Raw genomic sequence first — 12,706 nt, 5'->3', positions numbered from 1 at the left:
GGCCCTGTGGCTCGGTCAGGCCGGCGTGGTCCGGCGCGACGGGAAGGCGTGGGTGCGGGCGGCGAGGACGACCGCGAGGACGGGGAGCAGCAGGAGCAGCACGGCCCACGGGAAGGAGTCCGCGCCGAGCCCGTCGAGCAGCAGCCCGCCGGCCACGCCGCCGCCCGCCATGGCCGCGTTCCAGAGGGTGACCAGCATCGCCTGCGCGGCGTCCGCCTGCTCGCCGCCCGCGTCGCCCGCGGCGGTCTGCAGCAGGGTCGGGATGCCGCCCCAGCCGAGGCCCCACAGCACGGCCGCGGCGTAGACCGGGACGGCGCTGCCGGCCAGCACGCCGAGGACCGCCGCCGCGGCGGCGACCAGCAGGGTGGACGCGACGGTCAGGGCACGCAGTCGTCGGTGGATGTGCGCGCCGGTGAACCAGATGCTCACCAGCGAGGCGACGCCGAAGGCGAGCAGCACGGTGTCGGTGGCGCCGCCCATGCCGCGCCGGTCGAGGTAGGGGGCGACGTAGGTGTAGAGGACGGTGTGCGCGAGGACGAAGACGAAGGTCACGGCCAGGACCGGCGCCACCCCGGGGACGGCCAGGGCGCGCAGCACCGGGGCCCGTTCCGTCCGGGCCAGGCCGGGCCGCTCGGGGACGGTCGCGGCGATCCAGCCGGTCACGCCGACCGCGATCACGGTCATGACCAGGAACGACACCCACCAGCCGAGCACCCTGCCGAGGAAGGTCCCGGCAGGCACGCCCAGCGACAGGGCGAGCGGGACGCCCGTCATCGCCACGGCGATGGCCCGGCCCTGGAGTTCGGGCGGCGCGAGCCGGCGGGCGTACCCGGCGAGCAGCGCCCAGGCGAGGCCGGCGGCGACCCCGGCGAGGAACCGGGCGGCCATGGTGAGCAGGTAGTCGGTGGAGAGGGCGGTGACGGTGTTGGCCACCGCGAACCCGGCCATGGCGGTGAGCAGCAGCCGGCGGCGCGGCCGGCCGGCGGTGGCCGCGGTCAGGGGGACGGCGGTGACGGCGGTCCCGAGGGCGTAGACGGTGACGGCCTGGCCCATGGCGGATTCGCCGACGCCGAGGTCGGCGCTCATCGCGGGCAGGACGCCCGCGGGCAGGGTTTCGGTGAGGGCCGTGACGAAGACGGCGGTGGCGAGGGCCAGCAGGGCGGGCAGGGGGAGTTTCCGCTGCTCGACGGCGGTGGGTCGGTCGGTGGTCCGCATGGCGGCTATGCTCGAACGCTCACACTGGTGTGAGGGTCAATCAGTCCCGGGGTGAGGTGGGGCACATGCGGATCGGCGAGCTGTCCGAGCGGACCGGGGCGTCCCGGCGGCTGCTGCGGTACTACGAGGAGCAGGGCCTGATCCTGGCCGAACGCTGCGCCAACGGCTACCGCGCCTACGACGAGCCGACCGTGGACCGGGTGCTGCAGATCCGGGGACTGCTCGACTCGGGGCTGCCGACCAGGATCATCAAGCAGATCCTGCCGTGCCTCGACAAGCCCCGGGCCATCCACTTCCCGGACGCCACGCCGGAGATGATCGCCACCCTGGAGCAGGAGCTGGACGGCATGAGCGAGCGGATCCGGTGCCTCACCCGCAACCGGGACGCGATCGCGGAGTACCTGGAGGCGGTCCGGGTGGACCGCTGAGCGGCGGGGGTGTCCCCGCCGCCCGGCGGCCGTCCGGTCAGCGGCGGAAGTAGGAGTCGAAGTTCTTCGAGAACTCCCGGCCCGCGAACTGGTCCCAGTTGATCGACCAGGTCATCAGGCCGCGCAGGCCGGGCTGGGCGCCGGCCTTCGGGACGTAGCTGCCGCAGTTGGTGAGCTTGGTGAGGCAGTCCAGCGCCTTGTTGACCTCGGCGGGGGCGACGTAGCCGTTGCCCGCGTTGGTGGTGGCCGGCATGCCGATGGCGATCTTGGAGGCCGGCAGCGGCGGGAAGACGTTGTTCGCGTTGCCCGCCACCGGGAAGCCCTTGAGCAGCAGGTCGGTCATCGCGACGTGGAAGTCCGCGCCGCCCATCGAGTGGTACTGGTTGTCCAGGCCCATGATGGAGCCGGAGTTGTAGTCCTGGACGTGGAGCAGGGTGAGGTCGTCGCGCAGGGCGTGGATCACCGGCAGGTAGGCGCCGGCGCGCGGGTCCTGGCCGCCCCAGGGGCCCGATCCGTAGTACTGGTAGCCGAGCTGGACGAAGAACGTCTCCGGGGCCATGGTCAGCACGAAGTTCGGACCGTACTTGGCCTTCAGCGTCTTGATCGCGGAGATCAGGTTGACGACGACCGGGCTGGTCGGGTTCTTGAAGTCGGTGTCGCCGGTCTGGAGCGACAGCGAGTGGCCCTCGAAGTCGATGTCCAGGCCGTCCAGGCCCCACTTGTCGATGATCGCCGAGACGGAGCTGACGAAGGTGTCCCGGGCGGCCGCGGTGGTGAGCTGGACCTGGCCGTTCTGGCCGCCGATCGAGATCAGCACCTTCTTGCCCTTGGCGCGCTTCGCGGCGATGGCGGCCTTGAAGTCGGCGTCGGACTCGACGGTCGGGCAGTCGGCGACCGAGCACCGGTTGAACCGGATGTCGCCGGAGGTGACGGAGGTCGGCTCGCCGAAGGAGAGGTTGATGAAGTCCCACGAGTCCGGGATGTCGGCGACCTTCGTGTAGCCGGCGCCGTTGGCGAAGCTGGCGTGCAGGTAGCCGACCAGGGCCTTGCCGCCGGGCTGCGTGGTCGGCGTGACCGTGGGCGTCACGGTCGGCGTCACGGTCGGGGTGACGGTGGGCGTCACCGTCGGCGTCACGGTCGGGGTGACGGTCGGTGTCGCGGTGGGCGTGACGGTCGGGCTGGGAGCGCCCGGGCCGTCCAGCGACACGTCGTCGGCGTAGTACGTGCCCTGCCCGTACCAGCCGTGCGTGTAGACGGTGGCGCTGGTCTGGTTGGCGCCGGTGGTGAAGCTGACGCTGAGCTTCTGGTACGCACCGCCGGTGGCGGGCGTCCAGGTGGAGGTGCCGCCGTCCACGCCGAGGTAGACGTACGAGCCCTTCAGGTACGCGCTGAGCGTGTAGGTGGTGTTGGGCGCGACCGTGACGGTCTGCGCGCAGCGGGCGGTGTCGCTCGCCGAGGCGGCTGCCGCCAGGGCGTAACTGCCGCCGTGGGACTGGCCGGTGACGACGCTGCCGGAGGCCGCGGAGCAGCTCCACGGGCCGACGGCGCCGCTCTCGAAGCCGCCGTTGACCAGGAACTCGCCGGCGGAGGCGGAGGGCGCGAGGCCCAGGGTGAGGCCGACCATGGTGGCGGCGGCGACGGCGGACGCGGTACCGGCGGCCAGCAGCGTGCGCGGGCGGCGGCGGACGGCGGGCACGACGGGTACGGGGGATCTGCGCATGTGGGGGACTCTCCTCGCGGAGGCGCGGGCGTGGGGGTCGTCCGGGGCAGGCCGGAACGCGCGCAGACGGTGGGGGAACGGCGCGGCCAGGCATACCAGTTGGACTAGACCACTGAAGTGGATGCGGCGGTTCGGTGTCAATGGTCCAGACCGGTTCCGGCCCCCGCCACGGCCCGGACACCGGCCCGGAGAGGGCCCCGCCACCGGCCCGGAGAGGGCCCCGCCACGGCCCCGGCACCGGCCCGCCCGGACCGCCCCCGGTTGCCGGACGTGACACCCCGTCGAAGCATGGAGGAGTGACGTCACCCGGTTACCTCCGCCACCCCCACCTGCGCGGGAACCTGCTGACCTTCACCGCCGAGGACGACGTCTGGCTCGCACCGCTCGGCGACGACGCCGCCACCGGCCGCGCCTGGCGGGTCAGCTGCGACCGCACCCGGGTCAGCCACCCCCGCCTCTCCCCCGACGGCCGCACCCTCGCCTGGACCGGCTGGTACAGCCTGACCCCCGAGGTGTGGACCGCACCCGTCGACGGCGGCGAGGCCCACCGGCTCACCCACTGGGGCAGCCAGGACACCCGGCTGCGCGGCTGGCTGCCGGACGGCGAGCTGCTCGCCGTCACCTCGTACCACGAGCCCTTCGGCCACTACACCTGGGCGCACGCCCTGCCCGCCGACGGCGGACCCGGTCGCCGGATGCCCTGGGGGCCGGTCGGCGACGCCCAGGTCGGCCCCGCCCACACCGTGCTCCTCACCGGCTCCGCCCCGCACGAACCGGCCGCCTGGAAGCGCTACCGGGGCGGCGCCACCGGCCGGCTCTGGGTGGACGGCGAACGCCTCCTGGAGGGCCACCCCGGCCACCTCGCCTCGCCGATGCCGGTCACCTCGGCGGACGGCGACCGGATCGCCTTCCTCTCCGACCACGAGGGCATCGGCAACCTCTACTCCTGCCGCCCCGACGGCACCGACCTGCGCCGGCACACCGACCACGCCTCCTACTACGCCCGCGAGGCCGCCGGCGACGGCACCCGGATCGTCTACCAGCACGCCGGCGACCTCTGGCTGCTGGACAGCCTCGACGCCCCCGCCCCGCGCCGGCTGCGCGTCCCGCTCGGCGGCGCCCGGGCCGGCCGACGGCCCTACCAGGTGAACGCCGCCTCGCACGTCAAGGACCTCGCCTGCGACCAGACCGGCCGGGCCGGGGTGATCACCGTCCGCGGCAGCCAGTACTGGCTCACCCACCGCGACGGGCCCGCCCGGGCCCTCGCCGACACGCCCGGCGTACGCACCCGGCTGCCGGTCGTCCTCGGCCACACCGGCGAGGCCGCCTGGATCACCGACGCCCGCGGCGAGGACGCGGTCGAGATCGTGCCGCTGCCCGGCCACGAGCAGGCCCCCGGACAGCGCGGCCACCGGGTGCTCGCCGACGGCCGGCTCGGCCGCGTCCTGGAACTCACCGCCTCCCCCGACGGCACCCACCTCGCCGCCGTCGCCTCCGACGGGCGGCTCCTGCTGCTCGCCACCGCCGACGGCACCGTCCGCGAGGTCGCGGCCTCCGGCCACGGCCCGGTCGCCGGCGCCCGGTTCTCCCCCGACTCGCACTGGCTCGCCTGGTCCCAGCCGGCCGCCGGCCGCTCACTGCGCCGCATCCGGCTCACCCGCACCGACGGGCCCGCGCCCGTCACCGACGTCACGGACGGCCGGTTCGAGGACGAGCAGCCGGTCTTCACCCGGGACGGCCGCTACCTGGCCTTCCTCTCCTGGCGCGGCTTCGACCCCGTGCACGACGTGCACACCGGCGACCTCTCCTTCCCGCTCGGCTGCCGTCCCTACCTCGTGCCGCTCGCCGCCGACACGCCGTCCCCGTTCGCGGCCCCCGCCGAGGACGGCGCCCCGCGCGGCGACGGCGGCGGCGACGGCGCCGTGCACGTCGATCCCGCGGGCATCGGCGAGCGGCTGGTCCCCTTCCCTGTGCTGGCCTCCAAGTACTCGGCCACCGACAGCGTCCGGGGCGGGCTGGTCTGGCTGCGCTGGCCGATCTCCGGCACCCTCGGGCAGACCTTCACCAACCCCGACGACACCTCCGGCCGCCCCTCCCTGGAGTACTTCGACCTGGCCCGCGGCACCCGCACCACCCTCGCCGACCGGCTCGACGGCTACGCCGTCTCCGGGGACGGCGGCTCGGTCGCCGTCTACTCGTCCGGCACCCTGCGGATCCTCCCGGTGGCCGCCCCCACCGCCGCCACCAGCGTCGACCTGCGCCGGATCACCCACACCGTGCGGCCGGCCGCCGAGTGGCGGCAGTCCTACGCGGAGGCCGCCCGGATCGTCCGCGACCAGTTCTGGGACGCCGGGATGTCCGGGCTGGACTGGCCGGCCCTGGTCGCCCAGTACGAGCCGCTGCTGGACCGCATCGCCGGCCCCGACGACTTCGCCGACCTGCTGCGCGAACTCCTCGGCGAACTCGGCACCTCGCACGCCTACGTCACCGCCTCCCGGCGCGGCGAGGGGCCGTCCCTCGCCCAGCAGCCGCTCGGCCTGCTCGCCGCCAACGCCCACCGCTCCCCCGACGGACACTGGCTGCTCGACCGCATCCTCCCCGGCGAGTCCTCCGACCCGCGCGCCCGCGCCCCGCTCGCCGCCCAGGGCGTGCACGACGGCGACGAGCTGCTCGCCGTGGCCGGCCGCCCGGTCGACCCGGTGCGCGGACCGCTCCCGCTGCTCGCCGGCACCGGCGGGACCATCGTGGAACTGACCCTGCGCGGCGGCGGGCCGGACGGCCAGGTGCGGCGGATCACCGTCACACCGCTCACCGACGAGCGCCCCGTCCGGTACCAGGACTGGGTGGCCAAACGACGCGCCCTGGTCCGCGAGTTCAGCGACAGCCGGTGCGGCTACCTACACATCCCCGACCTCGGCGGCTCGGGCTGGGCCCAGTTCAACCGGGACCTGCGGCGCGAGCTCGACAAGCCCGCGCTCGTCCTCGACGTCCGCGGGAACGCCGGCGGCAACGTCTCGGAACTGGTGCTGGAGAAACTCACCCGGCGGGTACTCGCCTGGGACTTCAGCCGGGGCCGGGAGCCGGTCCGGTGGCCGCGCGACGCCCCGCGCGGGCCCGTCGTGGCACTCGCCGACGAGGCCACCAGCTCGGACGGCGACGTCATCATCGCGGCGATCAGGCTGCTCGGGCTCGGCCCGGTGGTCGGCAACCGGACCTGGGGCGGCGTGGTCGGCATGACCGGACGGCACACCCTCGGCGACGGGACGCAGATCTCGGTGCCGAAGAACGCCTCCTGGTTCACCGGCGGGCTCGGCTGGTCGGTGGAGAACCGCGGCGTCGAGCCGGACGTGCACGTGCTGCGCACCCCCCGGGACTGGGCCTCGGGCCGCTACCCCGAGCTGGTCATGGCGGTGCGGCTGGCGCTGGAGCTGCTGGACGACGTACCGGCCGCCGTCCCTCCTCCCGACGACACCCCCCGGCCGGACCTGCGGCGGCCCCCGCTGCCGCCCCGGGACCGGTGACGCGGCCGGGGACGGGGACGGGATTCGGGGGCGGTGACCCGGACGGCGGCGGGGACGCCGGGGACGGCAGGGGGACGTGACGGCGCCCGCCCGCCGGGGCGCCCGGCGGGCGGGCGCCCCGCGGCGGACCGGGCGGGGTCAGTCCCAGGGGTCGCCCTCGGCCGTCATGTTCTCGCGGGCCCGCTCCTCGGCCTCCCGCTCGCTGATCCCGGTCGACCGCCGGGCCTCGGACTCCCGGACCTCGGCCTCCCGGACCTCACGGGCCCGCTGGGTCTCGGCGTTGAAAGCGTCGGCCGCCTCGTCGTGGGCGAGCGCGGCGCGCTGGGCGGAGTCCGCCATCGCGGTGGTGTCCTGCTCGTGGCCCCCGCCGAGCGAGGACCTGTCCTCCCCTGCGGCGGCGTGCTCCTTGTGGCGGAACCTGTCGAAGATGCCCATGACTCCTCCTCCGGACGACTTCCGGGCTGCCCCCACTCTCACACCGGCACGCGACGGACGCATCCGCTGCGGAGACGGGCGGCGAGGTGCCGGGCCGGCCGGGCCGGGCGGAACCCGTGGCCCGGGCGGAACCGGTGCCGTGCCCGTTCACCCGGCCGCCGATCATTGAGGCATGCGTGCCGCCCGCCTGATCCGCATGGCCTTCCTCGTCCAGTCGAACCCCGGCGTGACCGCCGCCACCCTCGCCCGTGAGCTGGAGGTCTCCGAGCGGACGGTGATCCGGGATGCCCAGGCCCTCCAGGAGGCCGGTGTCCCGGTCCGTTCGGAGCGTGGCCGGGTGGGCGGCTACCACCTGCCGCCGGGCTACCGGACCCGGCTCACCACGCTGCACCCCACCGAGGCGGAGACCCTCTTCCTGTCCGGCGTGCCCACGGCCCTGCGGGACCTCGGGCTGTCGGACGCGGCGAGCGCGGCCCGGCTGAAACTGACCGCCACCCTGCTCCCGTCGGTGCGCACGGCGGCCGAGTCCTCGGTACGCCGCTTCCACCTCGACGCCCCCGCCTGGTTCCGCGAGCCGGAGGCGCCGCGGCTCCTGCCGGAGCTGGCCCGCGCGGTGTGGTCCGACCGGACCGTGGAGCTGACGTACGCGCGGCCGGGCAGGGACGGCGCCCCGCCCGCCGCGGTGACCCGCGTGGTGGAGCCGTACGGGGTCGTCCTGAAAGCGGGCGTCTGGTACCTGGTGGGCCGCGTTCCGGATGAGCCGGCCGACCGTGACCGTGACGGCGCCTGGCGTACCTACCGTGTCGACCGCGTCACGGCACTGGCCGCCGCTCCGGGCGCGGACGGGCCGTTCGTCCGCGACCCGGCCTTCGACCTGGCGGCGCACTGGGAGGCGCACTCGGCCGGGTTCGCCCGGGCGCTGCTGCGCGCCCGTGTCGCGGTGCGGCTGACCGCGTCGGGCCTGCGACGGCTGCCCGCCGTGGTGGACGAGGCGGCGGTCGAGGAGGCGCTGGCCTCGGCGACCGCGCCGGACGCCGCCGGGCGGGTCACACTCGACCTGCCGGCGGAGTCGGACGAGGTCGCGTTCGACCAGCTGTCCAGGCTGGGCGCGGAGGTGGAGGTGCTGGCCCCGGCGGGCCTGCGCGCCCGCTTTCGCGAGCGGGCGTCGGCCCTGGCCGCCCTGTACGGGGCACCCGAGCCCGAGGATCAGCGGTAGTCGTCGGGCGAGGCGTCCTTCCCGCCGTGGACGACGTCCTCGAAGTAGGCCCAGGCGTCCGGCCTGCTGCCGTCCACGTCCCGGACGTCGTAGGCCCTGGCGAGCTCCCCGCTGGAGGTGGACCTGCCGTTCCAGCGCGCGGCCCGGTCCGGGTCGGCGGCCAGCGCCGCGACCGTGCGCGCGAGGTAGTGCGGCGACTCGGCGATCGCGAAGGCCGGTTCCCGGGCGACGGCGTCGCGCCAGTTCTCCTCGCCGACCCCGAAGTGGGCGAGCATCTGCTCCGAGCGCAGGAAGCCCGGCGAGACCGCCACCGCCGTGCCCCCGTACTCGGCCAGTTCCTGGCCCAGCCCGAAGGCCAGGCGGATCGGGGCGTTCTTGGCCAGGTCGTAGTACATGTTCTCGCGGTAGCGGCGGTTGGAGACCGCCGTGCCGTCGGTGACCTCCACGTGCAGCGGCGCGTCGGAACGGATCAGCAGCGGGAACAGGAGTGCCGCCGTGATCACGTGCGAACGGGCTCCGAGTTCCAGGATGCGCAGGCCGTCGGCGAGCGGCGTCTCCCAGCTCTTCTTGCCGAAGACGGAACGGACGAGCAGGTGTTCGCCGCCCCACAGGTCGTTGACGAGGACGTCGAGGCGCCCCTGTTCACGGTCGATCCGCTCGGCGAGGGCGCGGACCCGGTCCTCGTCGAGGTGGTCCGTGGGGACGGCGATCCCGGTGCCGCCGGCCGCCGTGACGAGCTCCGCGCTCTCCTCGATGGTCTCCGTGCTCCGGCCGACCTCGCTGGCCCGGGCGCGGGTGGTGCGTCCGGTGACGTAGACGGTGGCGCCGGCGCGGCCGAGCTCGACGGCGAGTGCGCGCCCCGCGCCGCGGGTGGCCCCGGCCACGAGCGCGATCCGACCGACGAGCGGACCGTCCTGGACGACGTCAGGGGTGGTGGTTTCCCGGTTCATGCACTCCATCGTCCACACCAAAAGTGACAGAACACGTCACCCTTTTCCGCGAGCGTCCCGCGCGTTCCTCCGAAGCGTTCCCGTCCCCCGGGCCTTGAGCCGTTGGTCCCGGGTGGAAGCGTCGAAAGGCCGTATCCCTGACGGCGGACCAGGAGCAGGGTGGGACCCGTCAGCCGGTCCCGACCCCACCCCAGGAGCCCGCCGTGACCGTCGCCGCCCGCACCGGTGTCCACCGTCCGAGCGAGGAGCCGCACGACGGACCGCGCCGGCTGGTCGGGCCGCTGGCCGCGCTGGACGGCAGGCTGCCCGGCGTCCACGACCTGCTGCTCGTGCAGTGTCCGAGCTCGCTGCGCCCGCTCGGCGGCGGCGGGCTGCCGCACTGGGCGCGGCAGGTGCTGCGGGCCCACCCCTGGGTGACCGTCGGCCGGGCGCCCGTCGTGGCGGGTTCCCCGGCGGACACCCCGCATCCGGTGAGCTGCGTCCGGGACGCCTCGGCCGCGCCGGAGACCTGGCTGCCGGTGACGGTGCGCGGCCCGGAGCGCGGGCAGCGGCTGGACGCGCTGGTGCCCCGGGCGGCGGTGGCCCGCACGCTCCGGCCCGAACAACTCCCCGGCCGGATCGACCTGCTGACGCCGCAGCGGACGGCGGCGGTTCCGGCGCTCGCGGTTCTCCCGGTGGCCGGGCAGCTGGTGGCGGACCACCGGCTGGCCTGGGGGCCGATCGGCGCGGTCGGCTACGAGTTGGGCAGCGGCGAGCCGGTGGCCGGCCCGCTGAGCCCGCTGCGGCTGGTGCTGCGCGCGCCGCAGCCGGTAAGCCGGCGGGACGCGCTGCAGCTGCGGCGGGCGCTGAGCCGGCTGCGGGTGCCCGTCCAGGCGGAGTTGGAGACCCGGCACGGCGCCGTCCTGCTGGCCGAGTACGCGGCCGCGCCGCCGACGGTCACCCTGCTGACGCCGGACGGCCCCCGGGAGGTCCACGACCCGTGGTTCCCCCGGGAGCTGTGACAGCCGCGCCGGCCTCGCCGCCGCCCGGGGCAGGGGCAGGGGGCAGCAGACGACCGGCGACCGGGGCCGGCAGCCGGGGCGCTCAGCCGTCCTTCACGGTGATTCCCAGGGCCTGGGCGAACTGGGGTGCCAGTTCGAGCAGTTGGGTGGAGCTGATCAGGGCGCCGCGCAGGCCCTGGTGGCCGTCGGGCAGGCCCAGGGCGGCGGCGCCGCGCAGGTCCACCTTGCTGAGGGTCGCGCCGCGCAGCCGGACCTCCTCCAGGGTGGAGCCGGGGAAGGCGACGTCGGTGAGCCGCGCGTCACCGAAGTCCACGTCGCGCAGCAGGCAGTCCTCGAAGACGACGTCGCGCAGGACGGCGGCGCGCAGGTTGACCGCCTCCAGCTTGCAGCCGCGGAACACCACCCGGCGCAGCGCGGAGCCGTGCGCGGTGACGCCGGCCAGGACGCCGCCGGCGAAGAGGGCGTCCTGCCACTCGCTGTCGGCGAGGTCGCAGGCCACCCAGCGGCCGGCCTGCACCCAGGCCTCGTTGAACCGGGCCTGCCGGAGCTTGACCCCGCTCAGCGCGACACCGGTGAACGCGCACTCCAGGAAGGTCGCACCGGCGGCCGACAGGTCGGTGTACTCGCCGCCGTCGAAGTGGACGGTGTCGTAGCGCGCGTCGCTGCGCAGCGGCCCGGTGTGCGGGCGCAGCAGGTCGGCGTACGGCAGGTCTTCCAGGCGGTCGGGGACGGGCTTGGGCATGGCGGTGGCACCTCGCGGTCGGCGGCGGACGACTCTCGCCCGCATGCTCGCACGCGGCACCGACAGATCCCCTCGGGCGGCGCCCGGCGCGAGCGGGCGCGGCACCGACGGGCTTCCCCGGGCGGCGCCCGGCACGAGCGGGCGCGGCACCGACGGGCTTCCCCGGGCGGCGCCCGGCACGAGCGGGCGCGGCGGTGACACGGTGGGGCGCGCACCGCCGGCCCTGCTCGGGATCGCCGCAGTGGGCGGGCACGCGCACGGACCGGCCCGGCCGCCGGGGTTCGGCGGCCGGGCCGTCCTGCGGTGCGTCGGGCGTCAGCCGGCCAGGCCGTTCCGCCAGAGGGTGTTGACCCGGCTGCGCTCGGCGCTGTTCGGGTTCGGGTTGGTGCAGGAGGTGCCGGGGCCGCCACCGGACATCAGCTCGCTGCACGGGCCCGAGTAGTGGTCGGGCAGGCCCAGCACGTGCCCGGTCTCGTGCGCGACGACCCGCAGCGAGTTGTACTGACGGTTCTGCGCGTAGTCGAGGAAGATGTACCCGCGCCCGTGGCCGTCGGTGCTGGCGTACGAGCCGCGCGAGTCGTTGCCCTCGTAGTAGCGGAAGTCGGCGGCCGAACCGGACCGCAGCTGGACGTTGGCGACCGAGCTGTTCCAGATCTGCGTGCTCTGGGCTATCTGGTTGCGGAAGGTCGGCGCGCTGCTGGCGTCGTAGGTCACGGTGACGGCCAGCAGGTACGGGTTGGCGGCCTGCTTGGCCTTGGCGGACTTCATGACCGCCTCGTAGAACGCCTTGTTGTTGGCGTCCTCCGCGACCGAGGTCGTGCGGGCGGCGGTGGCCGTGTAGCCCTGGGTGGGCGCGGCGGCGGCCGTGGTGGGCAGGGCGGCCAGACCGGCGGCCAGCGCCAGGCCGAGCGCGGCCGAGAAGGTGCGTGAGACACGGTTCATGTGGGGGCTCCCGTTCACGGGGGTGGAGGGGTGGGGGTAGCGCGTGGTACCGGTGGTGCAGGCGGTACCGGGCGTGCGGTGGTGCGTGGGGTCGTACGCGGGGTGGTGCGCGCCGCCCGGCACGCCGACCGGCCGGAGGGGGCCGTCCGGTGGGCCGCGCCGGGGGTCGTCAGGAGGCCGGGCCGCCGGCCGGGCCGGACGTTCCGCCGGGAGGAGTCGACGCGGCTGCGCCCGGCACGCTCCGGGTGCGGGCCGGTGCCGAACGGGACGGCACCGAACGGGCCGGGGCCGGAGGGGCCGCCGGGCCTGGCACGGCGGAGGGCGTGCGCGAGACGCGATCCATGTGGGGGCTCCGATTCGCGGAAGCGCCGCGGTCCGGTGGGGGCCGGGCCTCGGGCATCGGATGAATGCTTTGCTGCCCCAGAGCTTCGGCCAGGCCGGCGGCCCGGCGGATGATGTCAACCGGCGATAGCACGAACCAATCACCGGACCGATCACCGTCCGCCGCCGGGCCGAGCGCCGGACCAATCACCGGA

The 12,706-nt window shown here is 75.4% G+C and carries 10 protein-coding genes; 4 read left to right on the top strand and 6 right to left on the bottom strand.

The features are described from left to right. Positions 1 to 15: 15 nt before the first annotated feature. Positions 16 to 1,215, bottom strand: coding sequence for an MFS transporter (locus tag PUR56_RS28505; protein ID WP_329883700.1), 1,200 nt, complete (start codon positions 1,213 to 1,215; stop codon positions 16 to 18). A 65-nt stretch (positions 1,216 to 1,280) separates the two neighbouring features. Between PUR56_RS28505 and PUR56_RS28500 the strand changes: the two genes are divergently transcribed. After that, the gene (locus tag PUR56_RS28500) at positions 1,281 to 1,643 is read left to right on the top strand and encodes a MerR family transcriptional regulator (RefSeq protein ID WP_329951042.1); all 363 of its coding nucleotides are present in this window, start codon (positions 1,281 to 1,283) and stop codon (positions 1,641 to 1,643) included. 37 nt (positions 1,644 to 1,680) lie between these two features. Here the strand turns inward: PUR56_RS28500 and PUR56_RS28495 are convergent, their stop codons facing one another. Continuing rightward, on the bottom strand, positions 1,681 to 3,363 hold the full coding sequence (locus tag PUR56_RS28495; RefSeq protein WP_380357772.1) for a chitinase: 1,683 nt from the start codon (positions 3,361 to 3,363) through the stop codon (positions 1,681 to 1,683). Between the two features lie 140 nt (positions 3,364 to 3,503). On the opposite strand from PUR56_RS28495, the gene PUR56_RS28490 reads away from it, so the two are divergent. Beyond that, a complete protein-coding gene (locus tag PUR56_RS28490; RefSeq protein WP_329951041.1) occupies positions 3,504 to 6,884 on the top strand; it encodes a S41 family peptidase in 3,381 nt (1,126 codons plus the stop codon). 138 nt (positions 6,885 to 7,022) lie between these two features. Here PUR56_RS28490 and PUR56_RS28485 read toward each other — a convergent pair whose 3' ends face one another. Further along, positions 7,023 to 7,319, bottom strand: a complete 297-nt coding sequence (locus PUR56_RS28485; protein WP_329951040.1) for a hypothetical protein — start codon at positions 7,317 to 7,319, stop codon at positions 7,023 to 7,025. A gap of 172 nt (positions 7,320 to 7,491) precedes the next feature. On the opposite strand from PUR56_RS28485, the gene PUR56_RS28480 reads away from it, so the two are divergent. Beyond that, a complete protein-coding gene (locus tag PUR56_RS28480) occupies positions 7,492 to 8,535 on the top strand; it encodes a helix-turn-helix transcriptional regulator (protein WP_329951039.1) in 1,044 nt (347 codons plus the stop codon). Here PUR56_RS28480 and PUR56_RS28475 read toward each other — a convergent pair. Beyond that, positions 8,526 to 9,494 (bottom strand): SDR family oxidoreductase, encoded by a 969-nt coding sequence (locus tag PUR56_RS28475; RefSeq protein WP_380357761.1) that lies wholly within the window; start codon positions 9,492 to 9,494, stop codon positions 8,526 to 8,528. The genes PUR56_RS28480 and PUR56_RS28475 overlap by 10 nt on opposite strands. Before the next feature lie 194 nt (positions 9,495 to 9,688). On the opposite strand from PUR56_RS28475, the gene PUR56_RS28470 reads away from it, so the two are divergent. Continuing rightward, positions 9,689 to 10,486 (top strand): phosphoribosyl-dephospho-CoA transferase MdcG domain-containing protein, encoded by a 798-nt coding sequence (locus PUR56_RS28470; protein WP_329951037.1) that lies wholly within the window; start codon positions 9,689 to 9,691, stop codon positions 10,484 to 10,486. A gap of 82 nt (positions 10,487 to 10,568) precedes the next feature. On the opposite strand, the gene PUR56_RS28465 is transcribed toward PUR56_RS28470, so the two are convergent. After that, positions 10,569 to 11,228, bottom strand: coding sequence for a pentapeptide repeat-containing protein (locus PUR56_RS28465; protein ID WP_329883694.1), 660 nt, complete (start codon positions 11,226 to 11,228; stop codon positions 10,569 to 10,571). A gap of 315 nt (positions 11,229 to 11,543) precedes the next feature. Further along, positions 11,544 to 12,170, bottom strand: coding sequence for a snapalysin (gene snpA, locus PUR56_RS28460; RefSeq protein ID WP_329883693.1), 627 nt, complete (start codon positions 12,168 to 12,170; stop codon positions 11,544 to 11,546). Between the last annotated feature and the right edge of the window lie 536 nt (positions 12,171 to 12,706).

The organism is Streptomyces sp. BE303 (assembly GCF_036290945.1).
Lineage (GTDB): Bacteria > Actinomycetota > Actinomycetes > Streptomycetales > Streptomycetaceae > Kitasatospora.
This window is presented reverse-complemented; position numbering and strand designations above follow the sequence as displayed.